This window comes from Solwaraspora sp. WMMB335 (assembly GCF_049179075.1).
In the GTDB taxonomy this organism is placed as follows: domain Bacteria; phylum Actinomycetota; class Actinomycetes; order Mycobacteriales; family Micromonosporaceae; genus Micromonospora_E.
In genome coordinates, this window is the sequence record NZ_JBMHMF010000001.1 from 4760226 (window position 1) to 4781973 (window position 21748).

Annotated in this window: 19 protein-coding genes and 1 pseudogene; 12 read left to right on the top strand and 8 right to left on the bottom strand. The window is 69.5% G+C overall.

The window, feature by feature from the left end:
* Position 1 precedes the first annotated feature (1 nt).
* Positions 2–1510 (top strand): NADH-quinone oxidoreductase subunit NuoN, encoded by a 1509-nt coding sequence (nuoN, locus tag ACN27F_RS20580; protein ID WP_421440346.1) that lies wholly within the window; start codon positions 2–4, stop codon positions 1508–1510.
* Positions 1511–1555: 45 nt separating this feature from the next.
* A complete protein-coding gene (locus ACN27F_RS20585; RefSeq protein ID WP_421435835.1) occupies positions 1556–2614 on the top strand; it encodes a polyprenyl synthetase family protein in 1059 nt (352 codons plus the stop codon).
* Positions 2615–2656: 42 nt separating this feature from the next.
* Here ACN27F_RS20585 and ACN27F_RS20590 read toward each other — a convergent pair whose 3' ends face one another.
* The gene (locus ACN27F_RS20590) at positions 2657–3958 is read right to left on the bottom strand and encodes an MFS transporter (RefSeq protein ID WP_421435837.1); all 1302 of its coding nucleotides are present in this window, start codon (positions 3956–3958) and stop codon (positions 2657–2659) included.
* A 148-nt stretch (positions 3959–4106) separates the two neighbouring features.
* Between ACN27F_RS20590 and ACN27F_RS20595 the strand changes: the two genes are divergently transcribed.
* From ACN27F_RS20595 to ACN27F_RS20605, 3 genes are all read left to right on the top strand, one after another.
* A complete protein-coding gene (locus tag ACN27F_RS20595; RefSeq protein ID WP_421435840.1) occupies positions 4107–4898 on the top strand; it encodes an IclR family transcriptional regulator in 792 nt (263 codons plus the stop codon).
* Between the two features lie 186 nt (positions 4899–5084).
* Positions 5085–5579, top strand: a complete 495-nt coding sequence (locus ACN27F_RS20600) for a sigma-70 family RNA polymerase sigma factor (RefSeq protein WP_282229466.1) — start codon at positions 5085–5087, stop codon at positions 5577–5579.
* Positions 5576–6265, top strand: coding sequence for an anti-sigma factor family protein (locus ACN27F_RS20605; protein WP_421435842.1), 690 nt, complete (start codon positions 5576–5578; stop codon positions 6263–6265). The genes ACN27F_RS20600 and ACN27F_RS20605 overlap by 4 nt, the downstream gene beginning before the upstream one ends.
* Position 6266: 1 nt before the next feature.
* Here ACN27F_RS20605 and ACN27F_RS20610 read toward each other — a convergent pair whose 3' ends face one another.
* Both ACN27F_RS20610 and ACN27F_RS20615 read right to left on the bottom strand, forming a co-directional pair.
* Positions 6267–6719, bottom strand: coding sequence for a GNAT family N-acetyltransferase (locus tag ACN27F_RS20610; RefSeq protein WP_421435844.1), 453 nt, complete (start codon positions 6717–6719; stop codon positions 6267–6269).
* A gap of 32 nt (positions 6720–6751) precedes the next feature.
* Positions 6752–7138, bottom strand: a complete 387-nt coding sequence (locus tag ACN27F_RS20615; RefSeq protein ID WP_421435846.1) for a phage holin family protein — start codon at positions 7136–7138, stop codon at positions 6752–6754.
* 206 nt (positions 7139–7344) lie between these two features.
* Between ACN27F_RS20615 and eccB the strand changes: the two genes are divergently transcribed.
* From eccB to ACN27F_RS20640, 5 genes are all read left to right on the top strand, one after another.
* Complete coding sequence (gene eccB / locus ACN27F_RS20620) at positions 7345–8769, top strand: type VII secretion protein EccB (RefSeq protein ID WP_421435848.1); 1425 nt, start codon at positions 7345–7347, stop codon at positions 8767–8769.
* Positions 8770–9007: 238 nt separating this feature from the next.
* Positions 9008–9325 carry a WXG100 family type VII secretion target gene (locus ACN27F_RS20625; protein ID WP_421435850.1) on the top strand — a complete coding sequence of 106 codons (318 nt, stop codon included), beginning with the start codon at positions 9008–9010 and terminating at the stop codon, positions 9323–9325.
* 68 nt (positions 9326–9393) lie between these two features.
* Positions 9394–9687: a WXG100 family type VII secretion target gene (locus tag ACN27F_RS20630; protein WP_421440348.1), complete on the top strand. Its 294-nt coding sequence runs from the start codon at positions 9394–9396 to the stop codon at positions 9685–9687.
* 159 nt (positions 9688–9846) lie between these two features.
* Positions 9847–11883, top strand: coding sequence for an SseB family protein (locus tag ACN27F_RS20635; protein WP_421435852.1), 2037 nt, complete (start codon positions 9847–9849; stop codon positions 11881–11883).
* On the top strand, positions 11880–12245 hold the full coding sequence (locus ACN27F_RS20640) for a hypothetical protein (RefSeq protein WP_421440349.1): 366 nt from the start codon (positions 11880–11882) through the stop codon (positions 12243–12245). Before ACN27F_RS20635 ends, ACN27F_RS20640 begins: the two co-directional genes overlap by 4 nt.
* 31 nt (positions 12246–12276) lie before the next feature.
* On the opposite strand, the gene ACN27F_RS20645 is transcribed toward ACN27F_RS20640, so the two are convergent.
* Positions 12277–13215, bottom strand: a complete 939-nt coding sequence (locus ACN27F_RS20645) for an alpha/beta fold hydrolase (protein WP_421435855.1) — start codon at positions 13213–13215, stop codon at positions 12277–12279.
* Between the two features lie 146 nt (positions 13216–13361).
* Here ACN27F_RS20645 and ACN27F_RS20650 point away from each other — a divergent pair, with 146 nt between their 5' ends.
* Entirely contained in the window at positions 13362–14567 is a 1206-nt protein-coding gene (locus ACN27F_RS20650) for a C45 family autoproteolytic acyltransferase/hydolase (RefSeq protein WP_421435856.1), read from the top strand.
* Here ACN27F_RS20650 and ACN27F_RS20655 read toward each other — a convergent pair.
* The 3 genes from ACN27F_RS20655 to acs form a co-directional block, all read right to left on the bottom strand.
* Positions 14557–14844, bottom strand: coding sequence for a hypothetical protein (locus tag ACN27F_RS20655; RefSeq protein WP_421435858.1), 288 nt, complete (start codon positions 14842–14844; stop codon positions 14557–14559). The genes ACN27F_RS20650 and ACN27F_RS20655 overlap by 11 nt on opposite strands.
* A 266-nt stretch (positions 14845–15110) precedes the next feature.
* Positions 15111–17483: an immune inhibitor A domain-containing protein gene (locus ACN27F_RS20660; RefSeq protein ID WP_421440351.1), complete on the bottom strand. Its 2373-nt coding sequence runs from the start codon at positions 17481–17483 to the stop codon at positions 15111–15113.
* 318 nt (positions 17484–17801) lie between these two features.
* The gene (gene acs / locus ACN27F_RS20665) at positions 17802–19766 is read right to left on the bottom strand and encodes an acetate--CoA ligase (protein ID WP_421435859.1); all 1965 of its coding nucleotides are present in this window, start codon (positions 19764–19766) and stop codon (positions 17802–17804) included.
* A 165-nt stretch (positions 19767–19931) separates the two neighbouring features.
* Here acs and ACN27F_RS20670 point away from each other — a divergent pair.
* Positions 19932–20699, top strand: a pseudogene (locus ACN27F_RS20670) (hypothetical protein); the annotation flags it as partial.
* 69 nt (positions 20700–20768) lie between these two features.
* Here ACN27F_RS20670 and ACN27F_RS20675 read toward each other — a convergent pair.
* Positions 20769–21590, bottom strand: a complete 822-nt coding sequence (locus ACN27F_RS20675) for an HAD family hydrolase (RefSeq protein ID WP_421435861.1) — start codon at positions 21588–21590, stop codon at positions 20769–20771.
* Between the last annotated feature and the right edge of the window lie 158 nt (positions 21591–21748).

Below are 21748 nucleotides of genomic sequence, written 5' to 3' on the forward strand. Positions count from 1 at the left end.
GATGCTGATCCTGTTCGGCGCGGCGATGATCGGCGTGCTGGTCGAGGCGTTCGTGCCCCGGTCGGTACGCAACGTGGTCCAGTTGGTGCTCGCCCTGGCCAGCATGGTGGCCGCGCTGATCGCGGTGGTCATGCTGGGCAGCACCCGGATGGTGACCGCCGGCGAGGCGATCGCGGTCGACGGACCGACCCTGTTCCTGCAGGGAGCGATCCTGGTCCTCGGCGTGATGGCGATGCTGCTGATCGGCGAACGGTCGCTGGAGACCGGCGGGCCGTTCGTCGCCCAGGCGGCGATCGTGGTCAACTCGCCCGAGGACCGCAAGCAGGCGGCGGGCCGGGCCGGAGCCACCGAGGTCTACCCGCTGGCGCTGTTCGCGCTCGCTGGGATGCTGCTGTTCGTGGCGGCCAACGACCTGCTGACGATGTTCATCGCGCTGGAGGCGTTCTCGCTGCCGCTGTACCTGCTCTGCGCGCTCGCCCGACGTCGGCGGCTGCTCAGCCAGGAAGCGGCGTTGAAGTACTTCATGCTGGGCGCCTACTCCTCGGCGTTCTTCCTCTTCGGGCTGGCGCTGACCTACGGCTTCACCTCGGGCGTGGACAGCCCGACCGGTCCGGGCGTCGACTTCGCCACCATCCGGGCGGCGGTGGAGACCTCGGAGTCCAGCCCGGTGCTGCTGTTCGCCGGCATCGCGCTGATCGCGGTCGGCCTGCTGTTCAAGGCGACCGCCGCGCCGTTCCACGTCTGGGCGCCGGACGTCTACCAGGGTGCCCCGACCCCGGTGACCGGGTTCATGGCGGCCTGCACCAAGGTGGCCGCGTTCGGCGCGCTGCTGCGCGTGCTGCACGTCGGGTTCTACGGCGCGGCCTGGGACTTCACCCCGGTGCTCGGCACGGTCGCGGTGTTGACCATGCTGGTCGGGGCGATCCTGGCGGTCACCCAGACCGACATCAAGCGGCTGCTGGCCTACTCGTCGGTGGCCAACGCCGGGTACCTGCTGGTCGGTGTGTTGGCGCTGTCCCCGAGCGGGTTGTCCAGCACGATGTTCTACCTGGCGGCGTACGGCTTCATCGTGATCGCCGCGTTCGGGGTGGTCACCCTGGTGCGCGACGAGGACGGCGAAGCCACTCATCTGTCCCGCTGGGCCGGGCTGGGCCGGCGCTCTCCGCTGTTCGCCGGCATCTTCACGTTCATCCTGCTGGCCTTTGCCGGTATCCCGTTGACCAGCGGCTTCAGCAGCAAGTTCGCGGTGTTCGGGGCGGCGGTCGACAGCGGCCAGGTCTGGCTGGTGATCGCCGGCGTGGTGACCAGCATGATCCTTGCCTTCCCTTACCTGCGGGTGGTGGTGATGATGTGGCTGAGCGAGCCGGGTGAGAACACCCCGACCGTGGTGATCCCGGGGGCGTTGACCTCGGCGGCGCTGATGATCGGAGTGCTCGCCACCCTGCTGCTCGGCGTCGCGCCGCAGGCGCTGCTCGATCTCACCGCCAACGCCGCCGAGTTCGTCCGATGAGCCACCTGACCCGCCCCCAGCCTGGGTCGTGATGACCGCTGTGGCATGGTTGGGGGCGTGGTGAGGACGGCTGACGGAAGCTCCGGTGCATCCGGCGTGCCGGCGACGAGTTCCATCGGGCTCGACATCGTCGACCCGCAGCTGCAGGCGTCCGTCACCCAGATCATGTCGGCGGTCGAGGCCCAGCTGCGGGAAAACGTGCTCAGCGCCGATCCGTTGGTCTCCGAAGCCGCCCGGCATCTGGTCGAGGCAGGCGGCAAGCGATTCCGGCCGTTGCTGGTGGCGCTCGGTGCGCACTTCGGTGACCCGGAATCCCCACTGGTGGTGCCAGCCGCCGTAGTGATGGAACTCACCCACCTGGCGACGCTGTACCACGACGACGTGATGGACGAGGCACCGGTGCGCCGCGGTGCGCCGAGCGCCAACTCGCGGTGGAGCAACTCGGTGGCGATCCTGGTCGGCGACTACTTGTTCGCCCGGGCTGCGGACATCGCCGCGGATCTCGGCACCGAGGCGGTCCGCCTGCAGGCCCGGACCTTCGCCCGACTGGTGCACGGGCAGATCGCCGAGACGGTCGGCCCGCGTGACGACGATCCGCCGGTGCGGCACTACCTGCAGGTGGTCGGGGAAAAGACGGGGTCGTTGATCGCCACCTCCGCCCGATTCGGCGGCATGTTCGGCGGCGCATCACGGGAACACGTCGAGGCGCTCGCCGGGTACGGCGAAATCATCGGAGTCGCGTTCCAACTCTCCGACGACCTGCTGGACATCGCGGCGGAGTCCACGCAATCGGGCAAGACGCCCGGCACCGACCTGCGCGAAGGCGTACCGACCCTGCCGGTGCTGTACGCGCTCGACTCCGACGACGGCGACGCCGCGTCCCGGCGGCTGCGCGAGATCCTGGCGGACGGCCCGGTCACCGACGACGACCTGCACGGCGAGGCACTCGGGTTGCTGCGGGAGTCGCCTGCGCTCAAACGGGCCCGGGAAACGGTGCGCAGCTACGCGGAGGACGCTCGGGTGCGGCTGGCCCCGCTGCCGTCGAGTCCGGCCCGTCAGGCCATGGAAGCGCTGTGCGACTTCATCGCCGACCGGACCAACTAGCTCGATCGGGACCAACCGGCTCGATCGGGACCAACCAGCTCGTCAGCCGGAGAATCCACCCCCGGCACCAGCCGGCGAGCTGGCGGGTGTCTCGACGGGTGACGACCGGTTGCCGAACATCCGCCCACCGGCCAGCATCAGTGCTGCCGACATCAGCATCGCCACCCCGGCCACCAGCCACATCACCTGGTAGCCGGCACCGGCCGCGAGCGCGCCCAGCCCGAGCGGACCGAAGCAGCCGCCCGCGTACACACCGGTCTGGGTGATCGACGTGGCGGCGGCCGGGTTGGCCGGATACATCCGGACCACCGCGAAGTTCATCAGCCCGGGCCAGGCCCAGCCCAGACCGAACCCGAGGGTCACCCCGATCAGCAGCGGCGCAGGCCCGGTCACGGCGAGCAGGACAAGCCCGGCGGCGCCGACGACGAGCATCCCGGCGATGGTGGTCAGCTGTGCGCCGGCCCGGCGGTCGGCGGCCCAGCCGAGCCCGATTCGGGCGGCCACACACACCGCGCCACCGAACGTCAGGATCATGCCGGCCGTGCCGGGACCGGCGCCGCCGGCCACCGCGGAGTCGACCAGGAAGGTGCCGAGCGCGTTGGCGGCGGCCGCGGCCAGGGTGGCACCCAGACCGACCACGACCAGCGCGCCGGTCATCTGCCGGGTGTCGCGGCGAGGGCGGTTGGTGACCGGCCCGGCGGTGTCGCCGGGTACCAGCGGGAGCGTCGCCAGGCCGACCACGGCAGCGGCGACGAAAGCCCAGCGCCAGCCAACTGTGAGCGCAATCACTGGAACCGCCGCCCCGGCGAGCAGCGTCGCGGCGGGAATCGCCGACTGCTTCGCACCGAACCACACCCCTTGCCGGCCGGTCGGGACCTGGCGGGCCAGCACGGCGTTGCTGGCCAGCTGGCCCAGCGCGTTGGCGGTGGCGCTGACGCCGAGCAGCAGCACCAGCACGGCGTACGAGCGGGCCAGGGCGGCGATCGTCAGCAGCGACGCGACGGCGAGCAGGATCGCGACGCGTCCGGTCACGACCGGACCCCAACGTTCGACGGCGGCCCCGGCCGGCACCGATGACAGCGCACTGACCCCGAAGTACACCGAGACCGCCAGGCCGAGCCCGGCCGGGCTGAAGGTCAGGTCGGCGCCGATCTGCACAGCGAGCCCGCCGACCAGGAACACCGGAAGGACGCAGGCCACGGTGGTCCCGACCGCGCCGATAGCGGCTCGTCGGCCCGTCGCTTCCGATTGCGGCCCGCCACGTTCGCCGGCTTGCCGCACGCCGGCGTCGGCGCGTTTCTCGGCGTCCGTGAGGGGTGTGGGGACGACAACCGGCTCTGCCATTTGCGATGACCTTACGCCAGCCAATAGCATGAACCGTACGTGTCGGGCGCCACACCGATAGTCGCCATCTGGTGCCCTCGATTCGAAAGGGCATTCCACCGGCGGCTCTCTTTTCATATGGTGTAAGTCCCCGGCAGCGGAGGTGGTTGTGCGCGACCCCTTGGCGGAACCTTCGGATCTCATCCGGAGCGTTTCACGGGCACTGCGGGTGCTCGAAGCGGTCGGACGTGCCCCGCGCGGCCTGACCGTCAAACAGATCGCCCGTCGCTGCGAACTGACCGTGGCAACCACCTATCACCTGGTCCGCACCCTCGCGTACGAGGGTTATGTCATCCGCCGCGAGGACGGTACGTACATCGTCGGGCTCGAGGTGGCCGACCGTTACCGCGAGCTGGTCGCCGCCTTCCGTGGCCCACCGGCGGTCGGCGAGGCGCTGCGGCGGGCGGCGACGGAGACCGGTTACAGCCACTTCCTCGGCAGGTTCGTCGGATCGCAGGTGGCGGTCACCGCATCGGTTGACGGACCGCGCTCGCCGTACCTGGAGGACCTGGTCCCCGGCTTCGACGAAGGGGCGCACGCCACCGCGCTCGGCAAAGCGCTGCTCGCCACGCTGACTCCCGATCAACGGTTCCGCTACCTCAAGGAGTTCGGTATGCGGCCGTTCACGTCGGCGACGATCACCACGATCGAAGGCTTCGAGGCCGACATCGCCGTCGGCGACCGGCGCGGCATGCACCTGGAAATCGGCCAGTATCGGCAGGGCATCGCCTGCGCCGCCGTGATGGTCAACATGGACAAGGACATGGAGCGCCGGGTGGCGGTCGCCTGCGCACTGCCGGCGGCCGAGATGATGACCTCGGCCCGGGTGGTCCGGGCGAAACTGCTGGCCGCTGCCCGCGCGATCGCCGAAGCGATGGCCGGCGACTATCCGGGCGGCTGACCGACTGCCACTGACCCGACGGCGGCTGACCCGACGGCGGCTGGCTGCTGACCGCCGGCCGGCGGCCCCGGCCAGCGATGCCCCGGCCAGCGATGCCGCTTTTCCGCGGCCTTGAACCGCTGGCGGTCCGGCTACGTGTCAACAGGCGGAAGGGAAGGGCGCCTCTTGACCGACCAGGATTCACAACTGATGCGCGCGTTGCACGAAGAGCACGGCGACGCGCTCTTCGCCCATGCCCTGCGGCTGGCTGGTGGGGACCGCCAGCGGGCCGAGGACCTGGTCCAGGAGACGCTGCTGCGGGCCTGGCGACATCCCGAGTCGCTGGACCCGGAGCGGGGCTCCGTGCGGGCCTGGCTGTTCACCACGGCCCGGAACCTCGCGATCGACGCCTGGCGACGGCGCAGCGTCCGGGTCGGGGAGGTCGTCACCGACGAGCTGCCCGAACCGCCACCTGCGGTCGATGAGGCCGATCGTGCGGTGGAAGCGTGGACAGTCGCCGAAGCGCTCGGCCGGCTCTCGCCGCCCCACCGCGAGGTGCTGATCGAGTGTTTCTACCGGGGCCGGTCGGTGTCCGAGGCGGCTGCCCGGCTCGGCGTACCGCCGGGCACCGTAAAGTCACGTACACACTACGCACTGCGTTCACTGCGACTGGTGCTGGAGGAGATGGGGGTGACCCAGTGAGGTGTGACTACGCGCATGACGACGGCGCGTACGTCCTGGGTGCCCTGTCACCGTCAGAACGCGCGGCGTACGAACACCACCTGCGCGGCTGCGCGAGTTGCCGACAGGCGGTCGCCGAGATCGCCGTGCTGCCCGGGCTGCTCGGCCGACTGGATCCCGCCGGCTTCGAGCAGATCAGCGATCCGCCTCCGGCGGGATCTCGACTGTCGACGCTGGTCACCGCCGCCGGCCGGGCCCGCCGGCGGGGCCGGCGGATGCGCCGCTGGCAGACCGCGGGCGCGGCTCTGGCGGCGGCGGGTTTGGCCGTGGTTGTCGGGTTCGGGGTCGGCTGGTTCGGGGCCGGCGGTACACCGTCGGTCGACCCCGGCACCCAGCTCACCGCGATGGAGCCGGTCGCCTCGCAGTTGCCGATCCACGCCGAGGTGGGATTGCGCTCCGGTGCCGGTGGTACCGAGGTGACCATGCGCTGCTGGTGGGAGCCGACAAATCCGGACGCCGACGCGATGACCTTCGAACTTGTCGCCTATGACCGCTCGGGGGCCAAACAGCAGGTCGGTTCCTGGGCGGTCAGCCCCGGCGCCGAGATCACCTTCACCGGGGCCACCCGGTTCGACCAGCAGGAGTTGGAGCGACTCGAACTGGTCCGGGCCGATGGCGCTCCGATTCTGACCCACCAGGTCGGCTGAGCTAGCCGGGCGGCTGGTCCGGTGCCGGTCGGGCGAGTTCCATCCACCGCTGCGGGTCCGCGAGCGGGGTGAATCCCAGCCGTGCGTAGACGCCGTGCGCGTCTTCGGTCGCCAGCAGCAACCGTCGGATCCCGCGCCGCGTCAGCTCGTCGCGGACACAGCCGACGAGCCAACTGCCCAGACCGTGTCCGCGCACCGACCGGTCGATGTAGACATCACAGAGCCAGCCAAAGGTCGACAGATCAGTCACTACTCGGGCGAAGCCCACCTGCGGGCCGTCCGTGCCCTGGTAGACCCCGAACACCGACGAGTTGGCCAGTGCGGTCGCCACCACCTGCCGGGACCGGCCCAGCGCCCAGTACGCGTCGGTGGAAAGCCAGGTGTGCACCCGGTCGAGGTCGACCCGCGTCGGATCGTCGCAGACCTGGTAGCCGTCGGTGCGCTCACGCAACATGGCGACGACGATAGACCGAGGTAGGCCGGGTCCTAGTCGCGGTCGAGAGCCAGGCCCAGCAGCCAGGTGACGACACCGACCAGCAGCGCACCGAGTACAGCGGCCGGCCAGAATCCGTCGACCTGGAACGGCAGGTCGAGTTGTTCGGCGATGAACCCGGTCAGCAGGAAGAGCAGGCCGTTGACGACCAGGGCGATCAACCCGAGGGTGAGCACGTAGAGGCCGCAGCCGACGGTCTTGATGATGGGCTGAAGCAGGGCATTGACCACACCGAAGATGACCGCGACGAACAGCAGCGTGACGATGGCCTCGCCGATGGCATCGGTTTCCAGGTGGATTCCGGGGATGATGAGGGTGGCGAGCCAGAACGCCAGCGCGGTGCTGCCGAGCCGTACGAGAAGGCTTTTGACGAAACCCATCCGGGGATCTTGCCATGCTCGCGTCCGTCGGGCCCTGCCCGCGTCCCTCAGCGTGTCGCACGGGATCGGCACGCCGACGCTACGGCCGACCGACCGGGCCGTGGTCCAGGGCATCGTGGACGGCTTGTACGATCTCTCGACGTTGATGTCCGATCACCTACAGTCGCTGGCGTGTCCGCCGGCCCGGGTGCCAAGGGGACGCCTCGATGCCGTCCAGGCAGGACCAGTTGTCATCGCACCAGTACGCCGTCCGGCGGGTGGTCGGTGCGCTTGTCGCGCGCGATCCGGATCCACCGCAGGCACCGCCCGCCAGATCCGCCGGCGCTGTCCTGGCCGGGCTGTTGATCGCCGCCATCCTGGTCGGCGGCGCCGCTGCCTACGGCGCGGTCGTCGGGTCGGCACGGACAGATTGGCGTGACCAAGGCGCGGTCATCGTCGAACGCGAGACCGGTGCCCGGTACGTCTATCGGGACGGAACACTGCATCCGGTACTCAACTACAGCTCAGCGGTGCTGATCGTCGGTGTCGCGCAGCCGCGTACCGTGCTGGTGCGCAGAGCCGCGCTTCGTCATGTCGAGCGGGGTGTCCCGTTGGGCATCCCCGACGCTCCCGACTCGATGCCACCGGCCGCCGATCTCATGGCGACACCATGGACGGCCTGTTCGACCGACAGTTCTCCCACCGCGGTGCCGAGCGACAGCTCCCCCACGACGGTGCCGAGTGCTGCGGTGCCGAGTGCTGCGGTGCTGATAGGCGGCCAGCCGCCCGGTGGGTCGGCACTGGGCTCCGAGGCACTCCTGGCCAGGTCTACCGACGGTAGCCTGCAGGTGATCTGGCAGGGCCACCGGCACGTGATCCGGGAACCGGACCTCGTGCTCAGCGCTCTCGGCTGGACGCACCAGCGGCCGGTGTCGGTGGCGGATGAGATCCTGCGGACGCTGCCGGCCGGCGTCGATCTGGCCCGGCCTGCGGTGCCGGGCCACGGCAGCCGCTCATCCGCCGTACCTCGGGCGACGATCGGCGAGGTGATGGTGGTGGTCACCCAGGGCGGCCGGCGCCAGTACGCGGTGGCGTTGCGGGACGGCTTGGCGGTGATCAGCCAGGTTCAGGCCGACCTGCTGCTGACCGCGTTCGACCAGGACGCCCCCACCAATCTGTCCCAGGGCAGGTTCCGCGCATTGCCGCGGCTTGCGGATCTGATCCCCGACGGGCCACTGGCACCGCCCGAGCACACCCCCGAGCTGCGACAGTGGGTGAACGGGACGTTCTGTGTGCGGGTTGCCGCCGCAGACGTCCGGGCACGGATTCTGATCGACGTCGCCCTGCCGGCGGCCCTGCGGCCGACCACACCACCGGCACCACGACCGCCCGGGCCGGGGACCGGCGGTGCCGGTCACGTCCAGTTACCGCCCGGCAGCGGAGTTCTGGTGCAGCCCGTCGGCGACACCGGTGACGCCGGGCCGGTCACCCTGGTCACCGATGCCGGACGCCGCTATGCCGTGCCCGATCCGTCGGGGTTGACGATCTTCGGGTACGCCACCGCCGTACCGGTGCGGTTGCCGGTCGAGCTGGTGGAGTTGATCCCACCGGGCCCGGCGCTGGACCGGCGGTCCGTCGGCCTCGCCGGGTAGCTGCTCGGCACGGCCGGTCGCTCGGCACCGGTGGTCGGTCGACGGCCGCCCGATCGCAATTGAGCCGTTATCCACAGCAGACAGATCGGGGCTGCGTGCGGCGGACCGTCTCGCTACGGTCAGCGAAACGACGTTCACTGGTCGGTGTCGCCGGGTGACCTGCTCACCGATCTGTCGATTTCGACGCGGAGCCTGTCGATGGCGACGCGGAGACAGCGCAACAGAGAGGGTGGAACGGGTGTCGCAGATGCATGCCGAGGGGGTCGTGCTGGACCAGACCGCCAGCCGATTCGACCAGGTCGACGAGGAGTTGCAGGCGATGTTGCGTGGTCTGCTGCAGCGCCTGGAGATTCTGCAGAGTTCCTGGCGGGGTGCTGGTGGTCGCTCCTTCGAGCAGGTGAAGACGGCGTGGGCGCAGGATCAGGCGGCGTTGCACCGGGCACTTGCCGAAACCGCTACCGCGATCCGCACCGCCGGCGGACAGTACCGCGCCGCGGACGTCGCGGCTGCCGATCGGATCCTCGGCGCGGGGCGGCGCATCGAGTTGCCGTTGTGAAGTTCGACGAGCCAAATGTCGGGGTACGGGTCGACCGGATACAGGAGGGCTGATCGATGAACGACTCACTGGGCGATGGCGTGCTGGTAGTTGATTTTCAGGTGCTGCAACGAGCCAGCGCAGACATCGAGCAGGCGTTGCGTACCTTGCAGACTCAGCTCGATCAACTTGAACGTGACGCTGCTCCACTGGTCGCGACCTGGGAGGGCGAGGCCCGGCAGGCGTACGAGGACCGGCAGGGGCGGTGGCGCAACGCCTCCCGCGAGCTGCAGTCGATGTTGCGCGAGATCAAGGTCGCGGTCGACGAGTCGGCCACCGACTACCTGAGTACCGAACGGCACAACGCCAGTTTGTTCCAGTAGATCGGTCCCGGTCGGCATCAAGTGGTGATTGTCTGAATACTCGTTGTCATCGACTGGTTCGGTGATCGAGAACGTGTCCCTGCCGGACGTTGTGATCATGCCACCACCTTGTAGGTTGTACGCGACGCGTGTGGCCTGTCCGGTGGAAGGGAGGCGGCCGTGACCGATTGGGAACCGGCCACCGAGATCGAGGCCGCGATGCGTGACGCCCTGCTCAGACAGGACCAGGAGCTGTATTTTCAGATCCTTGCCGGCACCGAACTGTTGCTTCCGGTGTCCCCGGAGGCACTCGCGGGCCAGGCACCACTCGGCTGGGGTACCTGGACGACCAACGGCCGGACCCACGTACTGGCGTTCACCTCACCGGTCACCTTGCGTGCCTGTCTCGGAGACAGTGGCAGCTCGGCCCGTCGAGTGAACTTCGTCGAGCTGGCGGCGACCTGGCCCAACCTCGAATGGTGGTTGGCCGTCAATCCGGGCCTGCCCATCGAGGGATGGCTGCCCGCCTGGTTCGTCACGCAGTTGGCCCGTGGCGACGCCCGGCTGCCGGGTCGCGGTAACCAGGCGCGAGCGCGGGCCACCGCTGTCGTGCCCGGGTCATCCGGCTATTCCGCCAACGACCCGGTTGGCACCGTGCCGGCGGGTCCCGCACCGGTGAGCCCGCCGCCCCCGCCACCTCCGACGCCCCCGCCGTCGACCCCGGCGCCACAGGATGCCTGGCCGCACCGTGACCGACCGGAGTCGACTGTGGCGCCGACCGCGACTACAGCGCCCGCCGAGGCGTCGCTGCCGCCGTACGGCGCGGTGCAGTCCAGGGCGAGTACGGTCGGCGGACTGTCGCCGAGCGGGCTGCCCCGCCGGGTTCCCGGTAGCCCGGCAGGTGAGTCGGCGCCGGTGGGCGAACCCGCCCCGGCCGAGGCCGCTCGACCGGCAGCCGTCGCTGCCATGCCGGGCGCTGCCATGCCGGGCGCTGCCATGCCGGGCGCTGCCATGCCGGGCGCTGCCCTGCCGGGCGCTGCGACGACAGAAGCCGTCACGACGCGTGCGGCCACGACGCCCGTGTCGGGCGATCCGGCGGGCACCGGACCCGAACCGGGTATGTTCACGCCGACTGCGCCGGAGTCCACCGGGACCGAGGACCCAGGGCCGCAGCAGCCCACCGGCGCGGCGCCAACCGGTTCAGCGGAGCCCACCGGTCCGGTGTTCGATTCGGCCGACGATGCGGTGTTTGAGCCGGTCAATGATGTCGAACGGGACCTGATGGCCGCCGCGGGCGGTGGGGGAAGCAACTCCTTCCTGTCCACCTTGCTGCTCGCCAAGGTATTGCTGCCGGTGGCAGCGGACTCATCCGCCGGTGCCAAGCCGGGCGACGAGGGGTTCACGTGGCGGACGGAAACCCTTGACGGCGAGACCTTCGTCCTCGTCTTCACCTCGTCGGCCCGCATCGCGGACCACTTCGACGATCCGGTCGACACGGTGGAAGTCAAGTTTGTCCAGCTCATCCGTAGATGGCCGGATCCGCAGTGGTCGTTCGTGATCAATCCCGGCACTCCGGTCGGGGCCAAGCTGCCGGGCACCGAAATCGTCGGCCTGGCCAGTTGGGCGGCGGAGGTCGGACTCGGTGAGGAAGCCGACCTCGACCCGGTGGACGCCAAGCCGAGCGAGGGGAGCGCACCACCGCCGGCTGCGGCGGCCACGCGAAGCAAGGCGGACCAACCAACGATGATGCAGAAGACGGTCGCGTCCAGCCAGATCGACTACTACCTGGAACGCGGGTACGACCGGGTGTCCGGCTTCGTGCACCGGGCCGGCGAGGTCGATCACCTGGACACTCCGGCGAAGCTGCACGCGGCGCTCGGGCTCGGCTATCCCGGCTCCCCGTACGGCCAGGACGCCACGGACATCTACGTGCTGCGCTGGCCGGCCTACCGGCCGAGCCTCTACCGCATCCCGTACGGCGGACAGAACGAGACCGCGATGCGCGCGATGGAAGGCTGGGTCATCGAACGTCCCCCCTTCCGGGGCAACGGGTTCGCCCCCGGAGAGAGCAGCGACGTGGTCGCCGAGTTCAAGGTGGACAGTGTCCGGCTGCCGCACGGGTCACAGCTGTGGCGACTGTCGGCGGACGGCAAGCAGACGCTGATCGCTCGGCTGGACAGCGACGAACCGGCCTGGCAACGCGTCGAGGAGGACTGATGCGCGACGGCTACGTCGCCCGTTGGCGGGGCCAGGAATACGACGCCAGTCCGGACGGCGATCAGGTGCGGATCTACCAACCGACCGAAGGTGAAGGGTTCACCTTGGTTCGTCCGGGGCGGTTCGTCCGGTTGGTTCCCGCGGTCGAGGTGGACGACCTCGCCTACGTACGTACCACCTGCACCTGGCACGGGCAGCCCTTCGTGGTGCTCGCCAAACACGACAGCTGGCTGCGGGTCGAATACACCGGTGGGCGTGCCCCGGTCGCCCAGTCGCTCGGGCTGGAGGAATTCGACTTCGGTGTGTACCAGGGCTGGGCACCGGCCAACGAAGTGACCGAGCTGCGCGAACAGCGGGTCTGACGCCGGCTGGCTGGCCGACCGACCGCTGGCGTCAACCCTTCGCCCAGCGCAGCACCTCGCCGAGCACCACCTCGGGCGACTCCACGTGTGGGAAGTGGCCTACCGCGTCCAGCAGACGCCACTCGTACGGTGCGATGACGTAGCGCCCGGACCCCTGCGCGGTGCGGGGCAACACCGCCGGATCCAGCGCGCCGTGCAGTTGCAGGGTCGGTGTCACCAACGGTTCCTGCAACAACTTGACGAAGCGGTAACCATGGAGGCGCAACAGGGACCGGAACGCCCATCGATAGCCCTCCAGCGCGCAGAAGGACGCCTGCGGAATGCGCATGGCGGTCCGACACCGTTGTTCGTAGTCGGCGAACCGGGGTCCGTCGGTCCACGCCGGTCCGCCCCACTGTCGCAGGAAGCCACCGATCATCGCCGCGTCGTGCCGGGTCAGAACGTGTTCGTAGCGGGGCAACTGGAACCGCAGCGACGGGGTGGACGCGGTGAACTGTCCGCGCGGATCGGTGAAGATAGCCGAACGAAGGCGTAGCGGATGGGCCGCCCCGATGACGACGAGCCGGCGCACCATCCGTGGGTGGAACGCCGCCGCCGTCCAGCCGATCATGCCGCCGAACCCGGCACCGACGATCGTCGCCGAGCGCTCACCCAGCGCCCGGATCATGCCGGTGACGTCCGCAGCAAGCGTGTAGCCGTCGTAGCCGCGTGGCGGCTTGTCACTGGCCCCGAAACCGCGCATGTCGACAGCCACCGCACGGTAGCCCGCGTCGGCCACCGCAGGCAGCATCTCGTGCCACGCCCACCAGAATTCCGGAAAGCCGTGCAGGAAGAGCACCAACGGGCCGGCTCCTGCTTCGGCAACGTGGAACCGGCTGCCGTTGGCCCCCACGTACCGGTGTTCCCACGGGCCTTTGACGAGTACGCAGGACTCGTCGACCGGGTCGGGCGCCCCACTGCGTGCTGCCATGGCGACAGCCTAGGACGCGTACGCACCGCGGTGTCCGCGCTGGTAGACAATCAGGAAAATTCAGGGATGTCACCGGAGCCGTGGTTCGGGGTCTGCCGTACGCCGGCCGTGGAACGCACGCGCTCACCGGGCGCTACGGTGATCCGATGGTCGCCGAAACCTCCGGGACCGGTGCCCGGGCCGCCAGCCCCTTGCCCGTACCGCTGATCAGTGTGACCGGCACGCCCGCCGAGTCCGGTGCCGCGTACGGTGCCGCGGTGGCACCGCTGGTCGCCGGCAACGTCGAGCGCTACCTGCGCCGGTTCCGGGACGAGGCGGGGCTGCCTCCGGCGGCGGTACGGGCGGCCGGTGGAGCGTTTCGCGCCGCTACCCGGGCGGCGCTGCCAAGGATCGGGCAGACGCTCGACGGCCTGTCCGACGGGGCCGGCATCGCGGTCGAGGAAATCTACGCGCTCAACGCACGCACCGAGCTGTTGTACGGCGCGAGGGCCGCCGGGGACGGCACCACGGTCGTGAACGACGTGCGCGGCGCCACCGTGGACGGGGCGGACGGCGGCTGTACGGCCGCTGGTGTCCTCGGCACCCACACCGGCGACGGCCATCTGCTGCTCGGGCAGAACTGGGACTGGCATCCCGACCAGCGGGACACGATGCTGCTGCTGCACAGCGTCGACGAGCACGGCAAGGCGGTGCTCACTCTCGCCGAAGCCGGCATGTTGGCAAAGACCGGATTGAACTCCGCCGGACTCGGCGTCTGCCTCAACATGCTCGGCTGCGACCGGGACGGGCTGGCCGGCGGTCGGCCGCCCGGGGTCCCGTACCACGTGCTGCTACGCGCCGTGCTGGAAGCCGACAGCCTCGGGCAGGCCACCCGGATAGCCTGTCGGACCCCGCGCAACGCCTCGATCAACCTGCTGCTCGGCCAGGCCGGGCCGGACGGCGGCGAGCTGCTCGATCTGGAGGTGGTGCCGGGCGACATCGGTTGGCTGCACCCGGACAACGGTGTGCTGACCCATGCCAACCACCTGGAAACCAATCTGCCCGTACGGGATTCGATGAAGAATTTCGGCGGGTCGTCGCTGTTTCGCGCGGCCCGGGCCCGGCGGCTGCTCACCGGGCGGCCGACGGGTGAACCGCTGGATCTGGCCGCGCTGGCCGGCGTCTTCCACGACCACCTGGGCCTGCCGCTGGCGATCTGCCGCCACTTCGACGAACGCGACGCGCCGACGGACCGGGGCGAGACGGTCTACTCGGTGCTGTTCGACCTCGACGAACTCCGGTTCGGCCTGGCCACGGGTCCGCCCTGCCGGCACGACTATTCGTGGCTGAAACTGGCCGACCTCAGCGGATGAGCTCGGCCCGCAGCATCTGCCAGTGGGCCCCCGGGCCGCAGTGGATGCGGATGCGCAACGGCGCCACCTTGACCCGGATCCGGGTGTGCCGGGTCAATTCGGTCCCGTCGGTGGAGTGGAGCGCGTGTTCGACGCCGTCATCGGTGATCAGTCCGTAGCAGGGTCCGGTCCCACCACGGGTCACCGTGCCGACCAACCAGTCGCCGGTGATCAGGTCCGACGGGGTCTTCGGCGGCGTGCTCGGCCGGGGCAACAACGGCAGGTCCGTGCTTGACATCGGCGGTGGGCTCGACGGCGTAGGTGACGTCGGCGGTGGGCTCGACGGCGTAGGTGACGTCGGCGGCGACTGCTCCGGCTGCTGCACGGGACCTCCCGAGCCGCAGCCGGTGGCTGCGATGAGCACCGTCACGGCGGCCAGCAGCCAGCCCGGTGACGAGCCGCAGTTGGCTGATCGGCGGATCAGGTCGGCGGTGGCCATGGTGATCGGACGCCGTCCGGCCGGCCGAGGTTCCGGCCGGCCGGACGGGACCGGTCAGTCGCGGATCAGGAGATCCGGATCTTCATCGTGGTGCCGTCGACCGACACCACACGGATCTTCACCCCGACCGCGGGGAGCTTGACCCCGTGGTTGGGCAGTTCCTCGTAGAAGTACTTCTTGGTGTCGTTGAACAGCGGTTGGGCCGGCTGGCCGCGTACCCACTGCGGCTGGCCGTTGATGTGCAGGGTGAACCCGTCGGCCTTGTCCAGGCTGAACGGTGCGTCGTACACCTGCACCCGGGCCCGCCACGGCGCGCCGGTCAGGTTGTACATCGGCTGTGGCCGCGAGTCGATGTAGAGGTTGCGGCCCTCACCCGGGTGCACGTTGGTGTTGTTGTCCACCTGCGAGGTGTCCCAGTAGGAGATCAGCAGGCCTTCCTGGTAGGCGTAGTGGTCCACCCAGTCCGGCTTGGTGTCGGCGTACCCGAAGTAGTACGGCCCGGTTTCCAGGTACCGGTCGTAGGAGACGTACGAGCGGTGGCCGGCGATGTAGTAGTTGTCGTAGTCGGCGGTCACGCTGGCCCCGACCGCGGTCCAGCCGTCGAGGTCCCAGTCGCCGTCGCCCTCGGCGCCATCGGTGAAGATCGGCGCGCCGTCGGCGGTGACGGTCATCTCGTCACCGAAGAAGCCGCCGTACGCCACCGCGCCGTCGGTGCGGTACAGCAGCCGGAACAGCACGGCGTCGCCGGCGTACGCGTCCAGCGGCACGTTGATGTCGACCCACTGGCCACCGGTCGAGCTGTCGATCGCCGGAGTCCCGCTGCCGTCGGTGCCGTACGGGACGCCGTTGACGGTGCCTTCGAGGGAGGTCCAGCTCGACCCACCGTCGACCGACGCCTGGAAGTACAGGTAGTCGTAGTCGTCCTCGATGTCGTAGCGCGCCTTCATCGACAGCGCTGCGGTCGAGGCCCCGGTGAGGTCGAACTCGCGGGTCATCGTGTTGCTCATGTCGTCTTCGTTGCCCGAGAAGTACTGGAACTCGCCCGCGTACGGATCGCCCAGCTCGGTGGTGACCTCCTTCTTCGGCAGCACCACGACCACCGCCTGCGCCCGCGCGGTGTTGTACTCCTGCGGCCCCAGGTGCAGAGTGCGCTTCTGACCGGCCACCACCACCTCGTAGTCCAGCCAGCCGAGCTGCAGCTTGTTCCAGGCGCCGAAGTCACCGGGACGCTCGCCGATGCCGCCGTCGGTGGCGGCGCCGAGGCGGCTCTGCGCCATCAGCGTCCAGTGCTCGTTGTTGTTGTCTCCGCCGCCGGAGGTGTCGTAGTCGTCCGGCAGCCCCAGGTCGTGGCCGTACTCGTGGACGAAGACGCTCAGCCCACCGTTCTCCGGCTGGATGGTGTAGTCGCCGATCCACAACCCGGAGTCGCCGATCTGGGTGCCGCCGGCCGGGTTCTGCGGTGGACCGGTCAGCCCGATGTCGGTGGCAAAGGCGTACCAGCGGTGGCTCCAGATGGCGTCCTCGCCCTGCCACGGGTCACGGTCGGCCTGGTCGCCGCCGGCGTGCACGATCTGAAAGTGGTCGATGTATCCGTCCGCCTCGTTGAAGTCGCCGTCGCCGTCGTGGTCGTACCGGTCCCACTTGTCGAACGAGCGCAGTTCCTCAACGATCTCCTCGTCGGTGCGGCCGAGCGCCTGCTGGTCGGCGACCCACTGGTTGGCGGCGTCGCGCAGCAACTGCCAGACGTTGCTGCAGACGTTGCCACCGCACAGGTCCCGGCCGTACCGGGCCTCGTTGTAGCGCACCTTGACCCAGTCGGTGACGGTGCCCTCGACGCTGTAGCGACCGGAGGACTGGGTCTCGTAGTAGGTTTTGAACGACTCGACGCCCTCGCCCGCACCGAAGTAGAGGTGCTGGTAGTAAGCGGGGGTGTAGTCGGCCCGCCAGATGGTGGTGTTGTCGACCGTGCGGTCCGGTGCGGGAATCTCGTTGTGCAGCGGGCCGTCGAAGCGGGCCGGGCCGTCCCAGTCCGGGTTGCTGTCCACATCGGGGTAGGCCGGGTGCCGTTCGTTTCCGAACTCCGCCAGGATCACGAAGATCCGGTCGGTGGTCTCCCGCTCCAGCTCGACGTACTGATCCTTACTGGTCGCGCCCCGCGCGCCGCGGCTGGCCAGACCGGTCCCACTGGTCTCGCCGACCTTCGCCACGGTGCTGACACCGCGCTGCTGTGGGGTGAGCCGTCCACTGACCACCTCGCTGACCGCCCGCTCGCGCAGCTCACGGCGCTTGTCGCCGAGCGGGTTCGGCAGGTCGTCGACGACCGGTGCCGGATCGGATGAAAGAGCTGCCGCCGGTGTTTCCATCGGCGGTGCTGCCATCGCCGTCACGGGAAGGGCAAGACCCATGCCCGAGGCGAGCGACACGGTGAGCATACCCACCATGACTTTGCGCACCTGGTTACCTCCGGTTCGGGGGACTCCGTGCCGCCACTTGGGTGAGCGGGGCAGGGAGCTCCGGATGACTCAGCCTCCTGTTTTGGGGCCACAGTGAAACTAGTCACCGAAAGGAACAGCTGTGAAGGTCGATGCGTCGATTTGTTGCATGAACTCGTTTGAATCGCCCTGATATGTCACATCGATGGTGGTGTCGCGCGTCGCTCAGCGCCGGGCGTATCTCGGTCCGACAGCGTCCGACGACACCGGTGGCGGAGCCGCCTCGCCCGAGACGACCCCGCCACAGGGGCCACTGGTTGCCGATCAGTCCTCGCTGGACTTGCTGCTCTGCATGCCGGTCGAAATCAGCTCCATCACGGTGGAATCCTGCAACGTCGTCACGTCGCCGAGAGAACGGTTCTCGGCGACGTCCCGCAGCAGCCGCCGCATGATCTTGCCGGATCGGGTCTTCGGCAGCTCCGGCACCAGCATGATCTGCCGCGGCTTGGCGATCGGCCCGAGGGTACGGGCCACATGGTCGCGCAGTTCCTTGATGAGCGCGGCCCCGGCGTCGCCGGTGGTGTCCGCGCTGCCCCGCGGAATGGTGAAGGCGACGATCGCCTGGCCGGTGGTGGGATCGGCGGCACCGACCACCGCCGCCTCGGCCACCGCCGGATGCGACACCAGCGCGGACTCCACCTCGGTCGTCGAGATGTTGTGCCCGGAGACCAGCATGACGTCATCCACCCTGCCCAGCAGCCAGACGTGCCCGTCCGAGTCCTTCTTGGCACCGTCACCGGCGAAGTACATCTGGTCGAACCGGGACCAGTACGTGTCCAGGAAACGCTGGTCGTCGCCCCAGATGGTGCGCAGCATCGACGGCCACGGCTCCCGCAACACCAGGTAACCGCCGCCGCCGTCAGGCACCGACACACCCTGGTCGTCCACCACGTCGGCGGCGATGCCCGGTAGCGGGGTCATCGCGCTGCCCGGCTTGGTCGCCGTCACCCCGGGCAGCGGCGAGATCATGATCGCCCCGGTCTCCGTCTGCCACCAGGTGTCGACGATCGGGCAGTTGTCGTGGCCGATGTGCTCCCGGTACCACATCCAGGCCTCGGGGTTGATCGGCTCGCCGACACTGCCGAGCAGGCGCAACGAGCTCAGGTCGTACCCGGCGGGGATGTCCTCGCCCCACTTCATCATCGTGCGGATCAGGGTCGGCGCGGTGTAGAGGATGCTCACCTGGTACTTCTGCACCAGCTCCCAGAACCGCCCCTTGTGCGGGGTGTCCGGCGTGCCTTCGTACATCAGTTGGGTCGCGCCGTTGGCGAGCGGGCCGTACACGATGTAGGAGTGCCCGGTCACCCAGCCGATGTCGGCGGTGCACCAGTAGACGTCGGTTTCCGGCTTCAGGTCGAACACGGCGTAGTGGGTGAACGCCGCCTGGGTCAGGTACCCACCGCTGGTGTGCAGAATGCCCTTCGGCTTGGCCGTGGTGCCGCTGGTGTAGAGGATGAACAGCGGCTGTTCGGCGTCGAACGGCTCAGCCTCGTGCTCCGTACCGGCCCTCTCCACCGTCTCGTGCCACCAGTGGTCCTTGTCCGACCAGCTCACGTCCTCGCCGGTACGGCGGACGACCAGCACGTGCTCGACCGAGGGGCACTGCGTGACCGCCTCGTCGACGGTCGGCTTGAGCGCCGACGGCTTGCCGCGCCGGAACCCGCCGTCCGCGGTGATGATCAGTTTCGCGTCGGCGTCCTGTACCCGGCCGGCCAGCGCGTCGACCGAAAAGCCACCGAACACCACGCTGTGCGTGGCGCCGATCCGGGCGCACGCCAGCATGGCCACCGCGGCCTCGGGGATCATCGGCAGGTAGATCGCGACCCGATCACCGGCGGTGACCCCGAGTTCGACGAGGGCGTTCGCCGCCTGACAGGTGAGCTTGTGCAGCTCGGCGTAGGTGATGGTGCGGGTGTCACCCGGCTCGCCTTCCCAATGGATGGCCACCCGGTCGCCGACGCCGGCCGCGATGTGGCGGTCCAGACAGTTGTACGCGACATTGAGCTGGCCGCCGACGAACCATTTGGCGAACGGCGGGTTGGACCAGTCCAGCACCTGGTCCCACTCCTTGGCCCAGTGCAGGCGTCGGGCCTGGTCCGCCCAGAAGGCGAGCCGGTCCGCCGCTGCCTCGTCATAGGCGGCCGCAGTGATGTTCGCCGCCCCGGCCAGCTCGGCCGGTGGCTCGAACCGGCGGTTCTCCTGAAGCAGGTTCTCCAGCGTTTCGCTCATGCGTGGGGCTCCTCACACGTCGCTTGACTTGCTCCGAGGTTAATGTCGTCATCCGGTTGGCACGAGAGTTGTCATACTCCGGGGTGCCTCTCGCGCGCCGAGCGGACACCGATACGCGCTGGCCGGTCCCGACATCACCGCTACCCTGCGGCGTAGCGTGGCGGCGTGACCAAGACGGACCCGAGCCCGGCAGATCCGACGAGGGCTGACCCGCTCGCCCCGCTGCTCGAGCTGGCCGACGTACGACCGGCCCTTGACCACGCCCGGGAGCGGGTCGACCAGGCGCTTCGGCATCGGGCGCTGCGCCGGCACGGTGGCCAGGTGGCCGCGGAGGTCAGCCTGCGTTCTGCGGTGGCCAGCGCCGCGCTGGACGGACACGAGTACGCACTGAACGATGTCCGGGCGGGAACCGTGACGGATCCAGTGCTGCAGGGCGCGCTCCGGGTGGCCGAGGCCGTGCCCACGCTGGCTGACCGGTGGTGCCGCGTTCCCCGGCAGGTGCTCGCCCGGCTGCACGTGCTGGCCGCCCGGGACGTGGTGCCGGCCGACCAGCTCGGCCGGCCGGCCGGTGGACCGGACGTCGCGGCGCGCCTCGACGGGTTGTCGGCGATGCTCACCGGTGGCACCCGGGTGCCGGCTCTGCTGCTCGCGGCCGTGGTGCACGGCGAGTTGCTCGCGGTACGGCCGTTCGACGGCCCCAGCGGGGTGGTGGCCCGGGCCGCAGCCCGGCTGACCCTGTTCACGGCCGGCACGGATCCCCGGGGGTTGCTCGCCGTCGATATCGTCCACCGAGATCGCGACCCCGAGTACGTCGGTGCCGCCGGCGCCTACGCCACCGGCACTGTCGACGGCGTCCGATCCTGGCTGCGGCACTACTTCGTCGCCGTCGAGACGGGCGCGCGACGGCTGCACGCGATTGCCGACGAGGTCCTCGACACCGACGCGGGCCGACCTGACTCGGGTGGAGGTGACTCGGGTGGAGGCGACTCGGGCCGGTCTGGCTCAGGTGGAGCTGGCCCGGGTTCGGGCTGAACTGGCACGGCTGCGACGGTGGCGGCCGTACCAGGCGATCCCGATGGCTACTCCGACACCCACGCTCAACGCAGCCGCTGCGACCGGCACCGCGGGGCGTTCCCGCAGGCGTCGACCCAACGGAATCGGATGGCGGAAGGCCAGGATCGGCCACTCCTGCTCGATGGCGAGCTTGCGCAACTGCCGGTCGGGATTGACCGCGCTGGGGTGCCCGACGCATTCGAGCATCGGTACGTCGGTGTAGGAATCGGAATAGGCGTAGCACTCGGCGAGGTCGTATCCGCGCTGCTCAGCAAGCTCAGCGACGCCGGTGACCTTGGCTGGACCAGCTGCATAGAATTCGATTTGTCCGCTGTACCGGCCGTTCTCCACCGTCATCCGGGTCGCGATCACGTCGGTGACACCGAGCAGTTCCCCGATCGGACGGACCATCTCCTCGCCGGAGGCGGACACCAGGACCACGTCCCGGCCGGCGTTCTGGTGTTCTTCGATGAGGGCTGCGGCTTCGGCGTACACGTACGGGTTGATGAGTTCGTGCAGCGTCTCGGCGACGATCTGCCGGACCTGCTCGACCGGCCAGCCCTTGCACAGCGCGGCGAGGTAGTCGCGGGTGCGGGCCATGGTCTGCTCGTCGGTGCCGCCGAGCCGGAACATCAGTTGGGCATACGCCGATTTGACGACGTCTCGCCTGGTGATCAGCCCGTCACGGTAGAAAGGCCGGCCGAACGCCAAGGCGCTTGACTTGGCGATGACGGTCTTGTCCAGATCAAAGAAAGCGGCACTGCGGCCCACGACGGTGCAGTCTAGCCGCCGTGCCCGGTGCCCGACGCGCGCCTGGTGCCTCCGTGGGCCCTCGGGTGCCGTTCGTGCCTGACCAGGCGATCAGTAACCTGATGTCCGCGACCAGTGCCGACAGCCGTCGGACAGTCGCGACTCGCGGTAAACACCAC

Excerpts from the sequence above, each read along its gene's own strand:
- ACN27F_RS20585 (WP_421435835.1), top strand. The coding sequence starts at position 1,556 with ATGGTTGGGGGCGTGGTGAGGACGGCTGACGGAAGCTCCGGTGCATCC.
- ACN27F_RS20645 (WP_421435855.1), bottom strand. The coding sequence starts at position 13,215 with ATGGCAGCACGCAGTGGGGCGCCCGACCCGGTCGACGAGTCCTGCGTA.
- ACN27F_RS20610 (WP_421435844.1), bottom strand. The coding sequence starts at position 6,719 with ATGTTGCGTGAGCGCACCGACGGCTACCAGGTCTGCGACGATCCGACG.
- eccB (WP_421435848.1), top strand. The coding sequence starts at position 7,345 with ATGCCGTCCAGGCAGGACCAGTTGTCATCGCACCAGTACGCCGTCCGG.
- ACN27F_RS20655 (WP_421435858.1), bottom strand. The coding sequence starts at position 14,844 with ATGTCAAGCACGGACCTGCCGTTGTTGCCCCGGCCGAGCACGCCGCCG.
- acs (WP_421435859.1), bottom strand. The coding sequence starts at position 19,766 with ATGAGCGAAACGCTGGAGAACCTGCTTCAGGAGAACCGCCGGTTCGAG.
- ACN27F_RS20590 (WP_421435837.1), bottom strand. The coding sequence starts at position 3,958 with ATGGCAGAGCCGGTTGTCGTCCCCACACCCCTCACGGACGCCGAGAAA.
- ACN27F_RS20650 (WP_421435856.1), top strand. The coding sequence starts at position 13,362 with ATGGTCGCCGAAACCTCCGGGACCGGTGCCCGGGCCGCCAGCCCCTTG.
- nuoN (WP_421440346.1), top strand. The coding sequence starts at position 2 with ATGCTGATCCTGTTCGGCGCGGCGATGATCGGCGTGCTGGTCGAGGCG.
- ACN27F_RS20615 (WP_421435846.1), bottom strand. The coding sequence starts at position 7,138 with ATGGGTTTCGTCAAAAGCCTTCTCGTACGGCTCGGCAGCACCGCGCTG.